This window comes from Enterococcus sp. (genome assembly GCF_032555305.1).
Lineage (GTDB): Bacteria > Bacillota > Bacilli > Lactobacillales > Enterococcaceae > Enterococcus_A.
Genome location: NZ_JAWGOQ010000015.1, coordinates 44,919 through 61,252, shown reverse-complemented (window position 1 = coordinate 61,252; position 16,334 = coordinate 44,919). Strand labels below are relative to the sequence as shown.

Below are 16,334 nucleotides of genomic sequence, written 5' to 3'. Positions count from 1 at the left end.
TTTAATCCTCCCAGCGTTTCAAACAGATCACAGCGTTGTGACCGCCAAACCCTAGAGAATTACTTACAGCGTAATTGACTGGTGTTTCTTTTGCTTCATTCACAACAACGTTTGCTTTGATTTCTGAATCTACTTCTTGAATATTTGCAGTCGGCGGGATGAACTGATGTTGAATAGCCATCAATGATGCTACCGCTTCAACTCCACCAGCTCCACCTAATAGGTGCCCTGTTAAGGATTTTGTACTGCTGACATAAGCATTTTCAGTCAATGCCGCTTCGATGGCTTTGCTTTCAGCTTTATCATTCGCCTGTGTACTTGTTCCGTGAGCGTTCACGTAGTTTACATCAGCTGGATCGATACCGGCTTCTTTAACTGCTTCAGTAATTGCTCGTGCTGCACCTTCACCATCTGGGGATGGCGCAGTCATATGGTAAGCATCACATGTTGCTCCGTATCCAACGACCTCGCCAAGAATGTTTGCGCCACGTTTTTGTGCGTGTTCTAAAGATTCTAAAACTAAAACACCAGCGCCTTCACCCATCACAAAACCATTACGATCTTTATCAAATGGGATAGAGGCACGAGCTGGATCTTCTGAAGTACTTAGTGCAGTCAGAGCCGCAAAGCCAGAAATACCAATCTTGTTGATACAAGATTCCGCACCACCAGCGATAATTACATCAGAATAACCATGCTTGATATTCCGGAAAGCTTCACCAATCGAATGTGTTCCGCTGGCACAAGCTGTTACCGTACTTGTACAAATCCCTTTAGCACCAATACGCAAAGCAACATTTCCTGCCGCCATATTTACAATAGCCAACGGTACGAACATTGGCGAAACACGTGCCGGACCTTTTTTATCCATTTTAATTACTTGATCCTGGATCGTTCCTAGACCTCCAACACCTGAACCAATCATGACGCCAAAGCGCTCCATATCTTCTTCTTCAGTGTTGATCCCACTCATTTCTAATGCTTCAAGTGCAGAGTAGATGGCATACAATGAATAAGTTTCCATCCGTTTCGTATCTTTTTTAACAAAATATTTTTCCAAAGGGAAATCTTTCACTTCAGCTGCGACTGAGATGCCCGTTTCGCTAGCATCAAAGCGAGTGATCGGACCAAATCCGTGATTTCCTTCTTTTAAATTCTTTAAAAACGTTTCTTCGTCATTTCCAATTGGTGAGGCAACACCAAAGCCTGTAATTACGACACGATTCATTTTCTTCCGTCCTTTCTTTACATGACCATTCCGCCATCAACGTTCAATACTTGACCGGTGATGTACTTGTTTTTCGCTAAGAACAATGCGGCATTTGCTACATCTTCCACGCTGCCAAAGCATTTCAACGGAATTTGCCCTTCCATCTGTTCCTTAACCTTATCATTTAGTTCATCTGTCATATCTGTTTTGATAAAACCTGGTGCAATTGCATTACAAGTTATTCCACGAGGAGCGACTTCTCTTGCCACTGCCTTAGTAAAGCCAATCACGCCTGCCTTACTCGCTGCATAATTACTTTGACCAACATTTCCGATCAAACCCACTACACTAGAAAGATTAATAATGGCACCTGCGCGTTTTTTCATCATTTTCTTCAACACTTGTTGGGTCATATTGAATGTTCCCTTCAAGTTGATATCCATGACGGCATCGAAATCTTCTGGTTTCATACGTAAAAGCAGTTGATCTTTCGTGATTCCTGCATTATTAATCAAGATATCGATCGAATCCAACGTCTCTTCACATTCTTTGATCATCTTTCCAGCTTCTTCGAACGAACTGATATCGCCGCAAATGCTGGTGCATTTTACACCAAATGCCTCGATTTCAGCAATTTTTTCTGATGGAATCTCCTTCCGACCATTCAATACGATATTCGCACCAGCTTGGGCGAATACTTTTGCGATCCCCCAACCGATACCACGACTGCTGCCAGTAATAAAAACTGTCTTATTTGTTAGTTCCATTCGAACCTCCTAAAAAAATAATGGTTTCCTCTAACGTCTTCGTATCCTCCACCCGACTAGTTACTAACGAGCGATCAATTTTTTTGATGAAGCCCGTCAGTGTTTTACCAGGACCAATCTCGATCAATTGTGTGACACCCATCTCTTTTAATGTTTCAACACTATCGCTGAAACGAACAGGAGACATTACTTGTCTAGTCAATAATGAAACAATATCTTTTTGAGGCATAATTTCTGCTGTTGTATTCGAAATCACTGGAATCTGCATCTCTCCAAAAGCGATTGTCTGCAACACTTCATTCAATTGTTTGCTGGCTGGCTCCAATAATGCAGTGTGGAAAGGTCCGCTAACATTCAAAGGAATCATCCGTTTTGTTCCAGCAGCCTGCAATAATTCTTCCGCTTTTTCGACTGCGGCTACTTCGCCGCCAATCACGATTTGTTGCGGAGTATTATAGTTGGCTGGTGAAACAATTCCTAAATCAGAAGCTTCATTACAACAATCCTCAATTATCTCTGCCGCGGTATTCATTACTGCAACCATTTTTCCGCTACCAGTTGGTGCTGCTTCACTCATAAACTGTCCACGTTTGTGAACAAGTTGTACCGCATCGCTAAATGCTAACGCACCTGAAGCGACCAATGCTGTATACTCTCCCAGACTCAAACCTGCTACTGCATCCGCTTGAAACCCTTTTGCTGTTAGCACACGTAAAAAAGCAGTGCTGACTGTCAATATTGCTGGTTGTGTATATTTTGTTTCATTGAGCTGGTCATTTTCTGAAAAGCATAAATCTTCCATTGAAAAGCCCAGTAGATCACTTGCTTCTTCAAAAGTTTCCTTCACGATTTTTTCCTGTTGGTACAACTCTTTACCCATTCCGGCATATTGAGCGCCCTGACCGCTGAACAAGAATGCTGTTTTCATGATCGTCTCCTAATAGCAGGAAAGGCCAGGCCTTACGCCTAGCCTTTTCCCGAAATTTTATTAATTAAGCGTTTTGTTGTTTTTCAACATATTCAACTAAATCTTTAACTGTTGTGATGCCGTCTTCTGTTTCGATTTTCACATCAAATTCGTCTTCGATTTCGTTGATGATTTGGAATAAGTCCAAGCTATCTGCTTCTAGATCTTCTTGGATATTTGTTTCTAATTTTACTTCTTCTTTTTCTACTCCTAGTTCTTCTACGATGATGTCTTGGATTTTTTCGAATGTCATAAGTTGTTTCCTCCGATAATTTTAAGTTTTAATTTTATATTTTTAACAAGTTTACAGCTGAATCAGTAGGTTGCCCCACGCTAATCCACCGCCATAGCCTGTCAATACCACTTTTTGATTGCTGTTTAAAGTTAGAACATTGGTTTCAACAAGTTCATCCAATAAAATAGGAATACTCGCTGCTGATGTATTTCCATAATTCATTAGATTCATAGGAAATTTTTCAATCGGTTCATTCATTTTACGAGCGATTTTTTCAATGATTCGTTTATTGGCTTGATGTAGTAAATAGTAATCTACTGATTCTTCACCGATAAAATCTTTCAAACTTTTCGTTACATCATTTAGGGCGAAGTTCCAGATTCCGCGGCCATCCATTGCCAAAGCCGTACTAGTATCTGATCCTTCATGGAAAATATTGCTGTTTTGACGAAAACCGGCAGTCAGTGCATTAGCTCGTTCACCATCTGCTCGCAGCAATTGTTTTATAATAGAAGATTTCTCGTCTGCTTCTAATAAAACACCCGCTGCTCCGTCTCCAAAAAGAACGGCGGAAGAACGATCTTGCCAGTCTAGTAGTTTCGATGTTTTTTCACCACCGATAACAATTCCACGCTTCATGCCGCTGCGAACAAAATTTTCCGCAGTTGCCAGTGCATATACAAAACCGGCGCACGCGGCTGCCACATCAAAAGCCATCGCTTGTTTGGCTCCAAGTTTTCCTTGAACCTGACAAGCAACAGATGGAGATGTATAATCTGGCGACATTGTTGCAACGATAATAAAGTCTAAACTGATAGGATCAATCGCTGATTTTTCAATCAATTTTTTTGCAACCTGTAGACACATGTCTGAAGTATTTTCTGCTTCTGCAATGTGGCGCTGTTTAATCCCAGTTCGCGATTGAATCCATTCGTCTGAGGTATCCATCCATTCAGCCAAGTCATCATTCGTCACGATTTTTTCAGGTAAATAACGAGCAGTTGCAGTTATTTTTCCGAAGCTCATACTCATTTGATCTCCTCTAAGTAGTTATATAGATTAACTAGTGCTTTCAAGAAAACTTCTTGTTCATCGGTATCTAAATCTTTGATGGCACTCTTGACCATTTCGTGATGAAAATGCTGATGGATTCGAAAAACTAATCTTCCTTGTTTCGTCAAGCCCAGTTTGACCACGCGGCGATCATCTTCGCTGCGGATACGTTCTACATAGCCCTTTTTCACTAATCGATTGATTGACGTCGTAAGCGTTCCAACTGTTACTAATAGTTCTCTAGCAACTTCTGTTGTCGTCTTTTTCTTATACATCCCGATCGCATCAATGGTATGCATTTCGGTAATCGTCAAATCACTGAATTGTGATTTTTTTAGTTCGTTTTCTTCAATCGACAAGACGTCGTTGAAAATTGAAACTAAATAGGTATTTAATTCTTCCCAGTTTCTTTCCATGTCCTCACCTAATTAGTTTGATTATCAAATCATTTGATGTTCAAACTATATCTTATTTTTTTTCTGAATGCAACAAGATTTTTTCAATTAACTAAAAATTAATGATTATACTTGAGCCCACTTAATTCCTGCTATTTTAAAATTACTTTGGTTATCAAAGGAATTGCAAAAAAAAGAATCGCATCTCTGCGATTCTTAGCTATAACGATTCATTAATGTATACACCGTTGCGATTAAAACCAAGAGCATACTGATTGTTAGGATCAAATTAATTTTTTTTGGTGAAATATTTAAGACATCCTCAACACTCGAAAATAGCGGAATTATCAATAAACTTCCTGGAATAAAATATCTTCCTTGTAAGCCCTCGATTGATTTTATCCGTCCTACCTGATTCCAGATTTGATAAAGAGCAAAGAAAGTAAGTAGGACATACAGAACGATTGAGGCAACAAGTATCAAACGCTTAGAAATTGAGAGTGTTAACTCCCCTTCTGGATTGGCTAAAGCACCAATCACGACACTTACTATATATAGTACTACCCAATGCCATCCCAGCGGCGTATCCAACCAGCCAAAATTTCCTACGAAGGAATGGAGAACACCATCGCCCTTCACTCCAAATAAGTAATTTCCTAAGAAATTTCCCAAGAAAACAAATGGATTTTTTAGAAATGCACTAACTTGTCCTTTAGGATCAGCAAAATCCCGATATAACAATTGCTGATCAATCATCAGCCGATTCCATGATAAGTAAATCAGAAGGCAGGCCGCTAAAATGCCAACACCCCAAAATAGCTTTCGCTTGATACTCAGTGCTTTATTGGGAATTAAAAAGAATAGCATCCCAAAAACGATTAAAGTTGGCTTCATTAAAACCAGAGCCGCTAGCATTCCCCCGCTGAAGAACATTCGAGTAGTAGAGATAGTTGGCCGATTCAGCAAATTTAGCATCCAAGAAATGAAAAAGAAACTACCTGCAATCACCATTCCATCTCCAGAAACCGACGATGCCAAAAAGAGAGCCATTGGATTTAACGCTAAGAGGACTGCACCCCATTTTGAAAAAGGAAATAGTTTAATAGCAAAAAAAACAATCCCGATATATACAATCAAGTTGCAAATCCTAGCCGCGTAATATTGCCATAAAATAGATTTTCCTAAAGCTTTTCCAGTGAATGTCCCGACCAGTTGCGGAAGATAGTTGATAAATGAATAATTTGTTATTCCTCCGGTACCAATAAAAACTCTTTTATTTTTCCTTGCTAGCTGGTAAGGGGGCTTCGCATTTTTTCCGCGTGTTTGGTTCGCGTATTCATTCATACTTTGAACTTCATATGGAAGTTTGAACCCATATTCTCCCCAAGTCGGTTGATTGTTCTGCCCTGTAGCAGCGGATCTTTTTTGTGGACGAACCTTAAATTCCGAGAAGGCTTGAGTTTTCACAAAATGACCAATTTCATCTGGTGCTTGCAATGGCGGAACAACCTTAATACTCAACGCGCCAAACAGGACTGAAAAAAGTAAAAAAATAAGCGTTGGATAAGAAATATCTCGGACGACTCTTCCCCCGTTTCGATCAATGCGCTGAGCGCGATTCATCATAAGTTCACCTACTTTATAAATTATTCAAATCAAACATAACTTTTGTATTCATTGAATAATTATATCAATAAAGATATCTCAATAATATAGACAATGTTGATTTAAAAATGATAAATTAGCCACTGAATGTTTCGCATGCAAACTAAAAAAGCGGAAAACCCGCTTTTTTAAACATTTCGATGCATTGGAATCGCATTGTTATTTGGATGAACCAATAGATATTGAACCACATCAATATTGCTGGCCTGAAATGAAGCTGCACAAGCTTGAAGGTATAAGTCCCACATGCGATAAAATGCTTCGTCCTTTTGTTCGATCACCTTATCCCTCACTTGATGAAAATTCCTAGTCCAGTGTTCCAGTGTTAATTGATAGTCGCGCCGCAAGCTTTCAAGATCAATCAACTGTAGGTCATTTTCGGTGATATGCCCAACTAGTTCTGTCACGCCAGGAATGTAGCCGCCCGGGAAAATATATTGATTGATCCAAGCATTTTTTGCTCCACCTTGTTGCCGGCTGATACCGTGGATCAAGGCTGTTCCATTTTGTGCTAAATGATTTTCAACAACTTTAAAATACTCCTGCAGATTTTCTGCGCCAACATGTTCAAACATCCCCACGCTAGTGATGTGATCGAAAGTCCCTATTAGATCACGGTAATCCATCAATTCAACTGAAACTGTATCTTCTAGATGTTCTTTTGCGATGATTGCTTGAATGTGCTGATATTGTTCTTCGCTTAAGGTAATCCCTTTTGCTCTTACTTTATACTCCTTAGCCGCAGTCAAGATTAATGTCCCCCAGCCACAACCAATGTCTAATAAAGTCTCTCCTGGTTTAATAAATAATTTATCTAGAATATGATGCACTTTATTGATTTGCGCTTGTTCCAATGTATCCTCTGGCGTTTCAAAATAAGCACAAGAATAGGTTAATGTGCGATCCAACCACATTTCATAAAAATCATTGCCTAAATCATAGTGGCTGTGGATATCATGAGCTGATTGCTTTTTAGTATGCTTTTCTTTTGGCATCCATTTTTTAAAATTGGTATTATGGAAAAAACCGTTTGCCTGATTATAAACATCGTAAATCAAGTCCTGCAGATCGCCCTCGATTTCGATTTTCTTCTCCATATACGCTTCTCCCAATGCTAAGGATGCATTGTTAATCAATTCCTTCACTGGAATTTTTTCGTTAAAAATAATTTTGAAGATGACTTCACCTTCAGAATTCCCATACTCCTTTACAGAACCATCCCAAAAAGTCACTTGTGTTTTTTTAGAAAAAGATGGTTTAAATAGTTGATTGTATACTTCTTTATCTAACATATCATAGCCCCCTAAGTATATCTTCTGACTAAATTTAAATAAGTTCAAAAGATTTGACCCGAGTTGACACGAAAAATAGGAATTCCTCATAAAAATATAATCGAAAATTATTTGAAACCCTTTTAATATAAAAAAGCAGTTATCATCCGATAACTGCAAAAAAAACGGGTTTCCCCGTTTTATTGAATCAAATCATAAATTTCCATCGCTACGATATCGATGTTGTCAAATTGATAAGATTGTTTGCTGTCGCTTTCTGTCAGCTCAAATGTTTCTGTCGTATTATCATAAGTTACAGTACATTTCTCTACGCCTTCTTTTTCAAAACGACGCAATTGTACTTCATTATCAGTCGATTCAGTCATTGCTTCTAAGCGTTTAATAATGGCAACTAATTGTGAATGTTTCATCTAGGTGCCCCCCTTCTTCTCAATTCTGTCTTATTGTATCAAATCCGACCGTATCTTGCATTGATTTTCATCAATAAATTTATGTTTTTTTTACTAAATCTAACTTAAGATTCTGACCACCATAATTTAATTAAGGCCTGAGTTCCATCATTTTCAAATCCTTGATCGGCTAATTGTTCATAAAGCTCAGTCGCTAATTTAGTCGCAGGAAGATCCAGTTGCATTTTTTTCGCTTCGTCTAAAGCAATTTTTAAATCTTTAATGAAGTGTTTTACGAAAAAGCCGGGAGAATAATCTTCCTTTAATATCCGCGGTGCGTAATTCGACATCGACCAATTTTGCGCAGCCCCGCCGCCTAATGTTGCTAACACTTTTTCTACATCTAGTTTAGCCGCTTTGGCATAAACCAGCATCTCAGTCATTCCCGTCATTGTTCCAGCGATCATGATTTGATTTGCCATCTTAGTATGCTGACCAGCTCCGGCTGCACCTTGAAGAGAATAGCTTTTACCCATAATCTCAAAGAGAGGTACCACCTTTTCATAGACTGGTTGATCACCACCGACCATTATTGTTAAAGTACCGTTCTGCGCTCCTAAGTCTCCTCCTGATACTGGTGCGTCTAGTGAATCGGCACCGTTTTTCTTAGCTGATTGATAAATTTTTTCCGCCAGTGTTGGAGTTGAAGTCGTCAAATCAATCAAGATTTTCTCTGCAACATCGACAGTGAATACTCCTTTAGAACCATAATAAATTTCTTCAACATCACTAGGATATCCCACCATTGAGAAGATGATTTCACTTGTATTCGCCACCTCTGCTGGTGTATCCTGCCAGACTGCACCATGAGCAACCAATTCATCCGATTTACTCTTCGTACGATTGTACACAGCTACTTCATGACCAGCTGCAAGAAAATGTTTAACGATCGATTTCCCCATCACGCCTGTTCCGATAAATCCAATTTTCATATTCTCAACCTCCAATAAAAATAATCCACCTCTAGTATACATGAAGAGATGGATTTCAGCTTTATTTATCTTCGCTGTTTCTAAGCGAATTAATCCGTACCCGCATTTTTTGAACTGTTCGAGCGGGTGATTTTACTTCTTTATGATTTTCAGCATAGTAAACAATCATTTCTTGATAAAATTTAAGAATTTCACTCCCGAATCGTTCTGCTGATATTTCTACTAATTTATTCTGCTGAACTTCAGTGTCTAAAGGGATATTTTGTTGGATATAACGAATAAAGCTATCACTGAAATCTTCATTATGCTCAAATGTTATTCCTAAGGACTCGTGGTTGATCAATTGATTCAAATAATCATTACCTTCAACAATACACTGCGTTCCTGATGCTATTGCTTCTGCATAGGTCAATCCTTGAGTCTCTGAAGTTGAGGCGCTGACAAAATAATCAGCGGCATGATAATAAAAAGCGACTTCTTCATGCGGAACTTCACCAGTGAACTGGACATAGCTTTCGATCCCTAATTCACGAGTCAATTCCTCCAAATCCTCACGATAAGGTCCTTTTCCAACAATTACTAAACGAGCATTAGGACAGCTCATTAGAATTTCAGGAAATTGCTGTACGATGACATGAATGTTCTTTTCATAGGAAATACGACTCAAGGATAGAATCATCAACTCACCATCGTGGATTCCTAAATTTTCTCTTAGTTTATCCGTATCATTTTTGGTAATATCCGAACGAACAAAATGGGAAATATCAATTCCCGTAGGAATGATACGCATTGGAACATCTACTTCATAACGTTTCAGCGTATCCACCACTCGTTTACTAGGGCACACGACACCCGTTGAATGGTTTACAAACATCTTAATAAAATGCTTAACATGTGTAGGTCTAACCACTTTTCCATTTGCAATATAATGGAGATAATCCTCATACATTGTATGATAGGTATGAACAACGGGGATCCTTAAGCGATTTGCAACCATCTTCCCAAGGAAACCTGCCCCAAACTCCGTATGGGTATGAATAACCTCTAACTCTAATTCCTTAGCAATTTGATAAGCAAACCAAATTCCCCGTACAACGATCCGACGATCCTTGAAGGAGATGAAAGGGACGCTAGGCATCCGTACAATATCTTTTTCAAACTCATCAGCATCCGGATCTGTAGTTGTAAAAATATAAACCTCATGCCCTTGCTTTTCAAGTTCATTTTTTAACGTTCTGATTGATGTGGCTACCCCACTGACTTGCGGGAAATAAGTGTCTGTAAAAAAACCAATCCGCACGGCGATTCCTCCAAACTATTTTGTGACTTTTGCATATACTTGATAATCGTACGGCTGTTCTAAAACTGCTTGATAGACAGCTTTTAATTCGTTGCCGATTTGTGTAATACTCTTTTCTTGAGCTACTTTAAACCCCGCCATAGAGAGATTTGGTAAACGTCGATTCACTAATTGGTGAATCAACTGTTCAAATTCTTGGTTGTTGTTCCCCATGTAGCAATTCTTACGATCTTCCATCCAACCTTCGTAAACTGGGATATTTCTCAGCAAGACTTGTTGTTGACTAGCTAGTGCTTCCAGCACCACAATCCCTTCAGTCTCTTCATAAGAAGGAAAGAAGAATAAATCTGCTCCCGAATACGCTCCTTCGATCAAATCTCCATTTACATAGCCTGGGAAAAGAACGTTTTTTGGGTGATCCTTTTTCACAACACGACGAATATTAGCTGGAATTGAAATCATCGGAACATCACCAAACCAAATAAATGTATACTCAGGCATTTTCTCTGCTAGCTTGACAAAATCCAAAATTCCTTTGCGTTCAAAAAACAGTCCTACACAGATGATGACTTTTTGTGTTTCTGCTAAATTGAAATGTTTTCGGAAGGCTGCTTCCTTATATTCATCAGGATAGTATTTCTTTAGGTCGATACCATTTGAAATAGCAGCGATCGGTTGCGTCAAGCCATAGCTGCGCAGTAACTTTTTAGAATATGGTGTCGGTGTAATTAAATGATCTGCCTGCTGATATAGAGCAACCAGCCATTTCTTAAATAAAGGGGCTAGTTGATTGGAGCCGATAAATGAATTTCGAAAATCTTCTTCTGTCGAATGGGCATGAAAAATAATCCTTTTTCCCATTTTTTTTGCTTTCCTAACAAGTCGCAGGCTTTTCGGACCATAGGTGTTGATATGTAATATATCATAATCTGTTGCTTTCGGGTCAAGTGTATAATCAATGCCCATAGCATTTAATGCTCTCTTTTGATGACTTAGTGCTCGTCCAATACCAGATTTTCCAATCACATTCTGACCTTCAAAGTAAAGTAAAATTTTCATAGGTCACCTTCTTTTTCTATATTGTTTTAAAGTCATTTCAAGTTCAGGTTGTATTCAGTAGAAAACTCTAAAAAATTTCCAATCAGAAAGGAAAAATGTAAAATAGATAACTGTCTTTTTTAAAGTAAATTAATTATATCATAAGCATTTGAACATGTTCTCAACCTATAGTCTGATTTTAAAGTGAAAGCGATCCTTTCATTCAAATTATGATCGCACCAAAAAAAAAGACCGTTGCCTAATTTAGACAACGGTCCAGGAAAAAGCTTATTTTACGTATTCTTCTACCAATTCTTGAACTTCTTCCATTGTATCGCACTCTTTCAACGCTTTATCAGCTAATTCAGCCATCTTAGTCGTTGTCAGACGTTTCATTAAGCTGCGAGTTCTAAGAATAGATGTCGCACTCATAGAGAATTCATCTAATCCCATACCCATCAATAATGGAACAGCCGTTTGATCGCCGGCCATTTCGCCACACATACCAGCCCATTTTCCTTCAGCGTGTGCTGCATCAATTACGTTTTTAATCAAACGTAAAATTGATGGGTTATAAGGTTGATACAAGTACGAAACGCGTTCGTTCATGCGGTCAGCTGCCATCGTGTATTGGATCAGGTCATTTGTTCCAATACTGAAGAAGTCAACTTCTTTAGCAAACTTGTCGGCTAAAACAGCGGCAGCAGGAATCTCGATCATGATTCCGACTTGGATTGTGTCAGAAACCTCCACGCCTTCATTAACAAGTTTTTCTTTTTCTTCGTTAAACATTTTCTTCGCTGCACGGAATTCTTTAAGTGTCGCAACCATTGGGAACATGATACGCAAGTTACCATGAACAGAAGCGCGTAACAATGCACGTAATTGTGTACGGAACATGTCATCGCCTAGTTCAGATAAGCTGATACGCAATGCACGATAACCCAAGAATGGATTCATTTCGTGAGGTAAAGTTAAGTAAGGTAGTTCTTTGTCTCCGCCGATATCCATCGTACGAACAACGACTGGTTTGTCACCCATGCCTTCTAAAACAGCTTTATAAGCTTCAAATTGATCGTCTTCTGTTGGGAAATCTGAAGAGTCCATGTATAAGAATTCAGTCCGATACAACCCGATCGCTTCAGCGCCATTATTATGAACACCTTCAAGATCTTTTGGCGTACCGATGTTTGCAGCTAACTCAAAATGCTTGCCATCAGCTGTGACTGTTTCAGCATTTTTAAGTTTTTCCCATTCTGCTTTTTGCGCTGCATAAGCTTCGCCAGCTTTTTTGTATTCAGCTGCTTGTTCGTCAGTTGGGTTTACGATTGTTTCACCAGTGATACCGTTGACCGCTAAGACGTCGCCTTCTTTAGTTTTAGAAGTGATTTCTTTTGTACCAACGATTGCTGGAATTTCTAATGAACGAGCCATAATTGCTGAATGAGATGTACGTCCACCGATATCAGTAACAAAAGCTTTTACAAAGTTTTTATCTAATTGTGCAGTATCACTCGGAGTCAAGTCATGTGCAACAACGACAACTTCTTCGTCGATCATTGATGGATCTGGTAAAGATACGCCTAATAGATGAGCCATTATACGTTTAGTTACGTCGCGGATATCCGCTGCACGTTCTTGCATATAAGCGTTATCATCCATTGCCTCGAACATGCCGATATACATATCTGTAACTTCTTTAAGTGAGCTTTCTGCATTCACTTTATTATCTTGAATATGTTGTTTGATTTGACCAATCATTTCTGGGTCTGAAAGAACCATCAAATGAGCATCAAAAACTTGTGCTTCTTCTTCACCTAAGCTTTTCGCTGCTTTATCCCGAATTTTTTCTAATTCAGCAGAAGAAGCCGCCAAAGCGTCGTCTAAACGCTTTTCTTCGGCAGCAGTGTCTTCTACATTATTTTGTTTGAAAGATAAATCCGGTTGTACTAGCAGATAAGCTTTCGCAACGGCAACTCCGTCACTTGCGGCAATACCTTTTAGTAATTCAACCATTATTCAGATAATCCTTCCTTTTTCATTGTTTCTACGATTGCTTCCATTGCTTCTTTTTCGTCAGCACCTTCAGCAGAGATAGTAACGTCAGAACCTTGGCCAACACCTAGAGACATAACTCCCATGATTGATTTAAGGTTAACTGATTTTCCTTTATACTCTAAGTTAATATCAGAGTTAAATTTGCTTGCAGCTTGCACTAATAAAGTTGCGGGACGTGCATGAATCCCTGTTTCTGCTACTACGTGAAAATCTTTTTTTTCCATATTGACCGTTCTCCTTTATAAAAAAAAATGTTTTTTTATGTTAGGGCTTTAATGATAACATCCATCATTTTGAGCCCTTCATTTTCTTAGATTACCATTTTTTTACCGTAGATACAACAATTTTAGTCGAATTATTCCAGTTAAATGTATGCCCTTTCTTAAAATATCTGGTTTGATTGATCAATCCCCTGATTATACCTGTTTTCATTTTTTTTACATAACAGTAAAAGAGAAAAAAATGTGGGTGTATATCTTTTTTTAGCACTCGAAGATGTTGATTGCTAAAAAATGAAACAAACTGTTTGCTTTTATAAAAAATCTCGCTATAATTATTCTTAAGGTCAGTGATAGTCAAACAACTGGCCAGCGTATCTTTTTACGAGATTCGCTTACTCGATGTACAATGGAAGAAACAATCAACTATTGAAAGGGTGAAAAAAATGCTTTGCCAAAATTGTCATGAAAATGAAGCAACGATTCATTTATATGCAAACGTCAATGGACAACGAAAGCAATTAGATTATTGCCAGAGTTGCTATCAAAAATTGAAGAATCAAGCTGGAGGTGCGCCGCAAATGGCAGGAAATGATCCTTTTGGTTTTGGAAGTTTAGACGATCTGTTTCGCTCGATGTCGCAGCAAATGCAACAACGACAAGGCGCTGCAGATCAAACTCCACCGACTCAATTCGGTGGCGGAAATGGTATCAATAATCAACCCCCTCGTGGAAACGGCGGCGGGCTGTTAGGCGAATACGGAATTAATATCACTGGATTAGCACGAGAAGGAAATATCGACCCCGTTGTTGGACGAGATGATGAAATTCAACGTGTTATCGAAATATTAAATCGCCGAACAAAGAACAATCCAGTTCTTATCGGTGAGCCAGGTGTTGGTAAAACCGCTGTGGTTGAAGGTTTGGCTCAAAAAATCGTTGATGGAGATGTACCTCAAAAATTAATGGACAAGGACGTCATCCGTTTAGATGTCGCTTCTCTTGTACAAGGTACTGGTATCCGGGGACAATTTGAAGAACGGATGCAAAAGCTGATCGAAGAAATTCGTCAAGCTGAAAATATCATCCTTTTCATTGATGAAGTTCATGAAATCGTCGGTGCCGGTGCAGCTGGCGACGGCAATATGGATGCTGGTAATATTTTAAAACCAGCCTTGGCTCGTGGTGAATTACAAATGGTCGGAGCTACTACATTAAACGAGTATCGTATCATTGAAAAAGATGCTGCTTTAGAACGCCGGATGCAGCCTGTACGCGTCGAAGAACCTTCCGTTCAAGAAACGATTGAAATCTTGAAAGGCTTGCAAACACGCTATGAAGATTATCATCATGTAAAATATACAGATGACGCTATCAAAGCCGCTGCAGAACTTTCAAATCGTTACATTCAAGACCGTTTCTTACCTGACAAAGCGATCGACTTATTAGACGAAACAGGTTCAAAGAAAAACTTGACGATCCAAATTGTTGATCCAAAAACGATCGACAAGAAATTAGCGGAAGCAGAACAACAAAAAGCTCAAGCTTCTCAAGAGGAAGACTTTGAGAAAGCAGCTTACTACCGCGACCAAATTAATAAGTTGCAAAAAATGAAAGATCGCCAGTTAACAGATGAAGAAACACCTGTCATCAGCGAAAAAGACATGGAACAAATCGTTGAAAAACGGACGGGAATTCCTGTTGGTGAGTTGAAAGAAAAAGAACAAACACAATTAAAAAATCTTGCAGTAGACTTGAAGCAACATGTCATCGGGCAAGATGAAGCCGTGGATAAAGTTGCCAAAGCTATTCGACGTAACCGTGTCGGTTTGAATAAGAAAAACCGTCCAATCGGTTCGTTCCTATTCGTTGGACCAACCGGGGTCGGAAAAACAGAATTAGCTCGCCAATTAGCCGAAGAATTATTCGGCTCAAGTGATTCGATGATTCGCTTTGATATGAGTGAATATATGGAAAAACATAGTGTCTCTAAATTGATCGGTTCACCTCCTGGTTATGTTGGTTATGAAGAAGCCGGGCAATTGACTGAACAAGTACGGCGTCATCCATACAGCTTGATCTTGTTGGATGAAATTGAAAAGGCACATCCAGATGTTTTGCATATGTTCCTGCAAATTCTTGATGATGGCCGTTTGACAGATTCACAAGGACGTACAGTCAGCTTCAAGGATACGATCATTATTATGACCAGCAATGCTGGAACTGGCAAAATCGAAGCCAACGTAGGTTTCGGAGCTGCCAGAGATGGTGTTACCCGTTCAGTCTTGGGTCAATTGAAAGATTTCTTTGCCCCAGAATTCTTGAATCGTTTCGATGGCATCATTGAGTTTAGTTCACTATCAAAAGAGAATTTGATGAACATTGTTTCATTGATGCTTGATGATGTAAACGAAATGCTCGCTCATCAAAAGCTTCATATTGATGTACCAGATAACGTCAAAGCAAAACTGGTCGATCTTGGTTATGACCCTGCGATGGGAGCTCGCCCGCTTCGCCGGACAATTCAGGAAAATATTGAAGACGGAATTGCTGAGTTCTATTTAGATCACCCAACAATTACCGATCTTAAAGCGAAACTTGATAAAGAAGACCATATCGTCATCACGTCAAAGCCTGAACGCTTAGCCAAAGAAGATAAAAATTAAGCGAAAGGATTCCTGTTAATAGCGGGAATCCTTTTGCCTTATCAATTTCTTTAAACCTTCTCATAAAAAATGAGCAACATCCTTCTTTT

Annotated in this window: 15 protein-coding genes; 1 reads left to right on the top strand and 14 read right to left on the bottom strand. The window is 39.0% G+C overall.

Translation table 11 applies throughout. The features are described 5' to 3' along the window. Position 1 precedes the first annotated feature (1 nt). From fabF to E6139_RS12225, 14 genes are all read right to left on the bottom strand, one after another. The gene (gene fabF, locus E6139_RS12290) at positions 2-1,228 is read right to left on the bottom strand and encodes a beta-ketoacyl-ACP synthase II (RefSeq protein ID WP_316403362.1); all 1,227 of its coding nucleotides are present in this window, start codon (positions 1,226-1,228) and stop codon (positions 2-4) included. A 17-nt stretch (positions 1,229-1,245) separates the two neighbouring features. Next, positions 1,246-1,977: a 3-oxoacyl-[acyl-carrier-protein] reductase gene (fabG, locus tag E6139_RS12285; RefSeq protein WP_316403361.1), complete on the bottom strand. Its 732-nt coding sequence runs from the start codon at positions 1,975-1,977 to the stop codon at positions 1,246-1,248. After that, positions 1,961-2,905 carry an ACP S-malonyltransferase gene (fabD, locus tag E6139_RS12280; RefSeq protein WP_316403360.1) on the bottom strand — a complete coding sequence of 315 codons (945 nt, stop codon included), beginning with the start codon at positions 2,903-2,905 and terminating at the stop codon, positions 1,961-1,963. The genes fabG and fabD overlap by 17 nt, the downstream gene beginning before the upstream one ends. 64 nt (positions 2,906-2,969) lie before the next feature. Then, positions 2,970-3,197 carry an acyl carrier protein gene (locus E6139_RS12275; RefSeq protein ID WP_010746005.1) on the bottom strand — a complete coding sequence of 76 codons (228 nt, stop codon included), beginning with the start codon at positions 3,195-3,197 and terminating at the stop codon, positions 2,970-2,972. Between the two features lie 51 nt (positions 3,198-3,248). Further along, positions 3,249-4,211, bottom strand: a complete 963-nt coding sequence (locus tag E6139_RS12270; protein ID WP_316403359.1) for a beta-ketoacyl-ACP synthase III — start codon at positions 4,209-4,211, stop codon at positions 3,249-3,251. Further along, a complete protein-coding gene (locus tag E6139_RS12265; protein ID WP_316403358.1) occupies positions 4,208-4,648 on the bottom strand; it encodes a MarR family winged helix-turn-helix transcriptional regulator in 441 nt (146 codons plus the stop codon). The genes E6139_RS12270 and E6139_RS12265 overlap by 4 nt, the downstream gene beginning before the upstream one ends. A 195-nt stretch (positions 4,649-4,843) precedes the next feature. Then, positions 4,844-6,253, bottom strand: a complete 1,410-nt coding sequence (locus tag E6139_RS12260; protein ID WP_316403357.1) for a DUF2142 domain-containing protein — start codon at positions 6,251-6,253, stop codon at positions 4,844-4,846. A 167-nt stretch (positions 6,254-6,420) separates the two neighbouring features. Then, positions 6,421-7,584, bottom strand: coding sequence for a cyclopropane-fatty-acyl-phospholipid synthase family protein (locus tag E6139_RS12255; protein ID WP_316403356.1), 1,164 nt, complete (start codon positions 7,582-7,584; stop codon positions 6,421-6,423). 179 nt (positions 7,585-7,763) lie between these two features. Then, positions 7,764-7,994 carry a YkuJ family protein gene (locus E6139_RS12250; protein ID WP_010740403.1) on the bottom strand — a complete coding sequence of 77 codons (231 nt, stop codon included), beginning with the start codon at positions 7,992-7,994 and terminating at the stop codon, positions 7,764-7,766. Between the two features lie 104 nt (positions 7,995-8,098). Beyond that, complete coding sequence (locus tag E6139_RS12245) at positions 8,099-9,007, bottom strand: NAD(P)-dependent oxidoreductase (RefSeq protein ID WP_316403355.1); 909 nt, start codon at positions 9,005-9,007, stop codon at positions 8,099-8,101. A 19-nt stretch (positions 9,008-9,026) separates the two neighbouring features. Beyond that, positions 9,027-10,265 carry a glycosyltransferase family 4 protein gene (locus E6139_RS12240; RefSeq protein ID WP_316403354.1) on the bottom strand — a complete coding sequence of 413 codons (1,239 nt, stop codon included), beginning with the start codon at positions 10,263-10,265 and terminating at the stop codon, positions 9,027-9,029. 15 nt (positions 10,266-10,280) lie between these two features. Further along, positions 10,281-11,324 carry a glycosyltransferase gene (locus E6139_RS12235; RefSeq protein ID WP_316403353.1) on the bottom strand — a complete coding sequence of 348 codons (1,044 nt, stop codon included), beginning with the start codon at positions 11,322-11,324 and terminating at the stop codon, positions 10,281-10,283. Positions 11,325-11,591: 267 nt separating this feature from the next. Continuing rightward, positions 11,592-13,319 (bottom strand): phosphoenolpyruvate--protein phosphotransferase, encoded by a 1,728-nt coding sequence (gene ptsP, locus E6139_RS12230; RefSeq protein WP_316403352.1) that lies wholly within the window; start codon positions 13,317-13,319, stop codon positions 11,592-11,594. Then, positions 13,319-13,585 (bottom strand): phosphocarrier protein HPr, encoded by a 267-nt coding sequence (locus E6139_RS12225; protein ID WP_010740408.1) that lies wholly within the window; start codon positions 13,583-13,585, stop codon positions 13,319-13,321. The genes ptsP and E6139_RS12225 overlap by 1 nt, the downstream gene beginning before the upstream one ends. Before the next feature lie 440 nt (positions 13,586-14,025). Between E6139_RS12225 and E6139_RS12220 the strand changes: the two genes are divergently transcribed. Further along, positions 14,026-16,245 carry an ATP-dependent Clp protease ATP-binding subunit gene (locus E6139_RS12220; protein WP_316403351.1) on the top strand — a complete coding sequence of 740 codons (2,220 nt, stop codon included), beginning with the start codon at positions 14,026-14,028 and terminating at the stop codon, positions 16,243-16,245. The last annotated feature ends 89 nt before the right edge of the window (positions 16,246-16,334 follow it).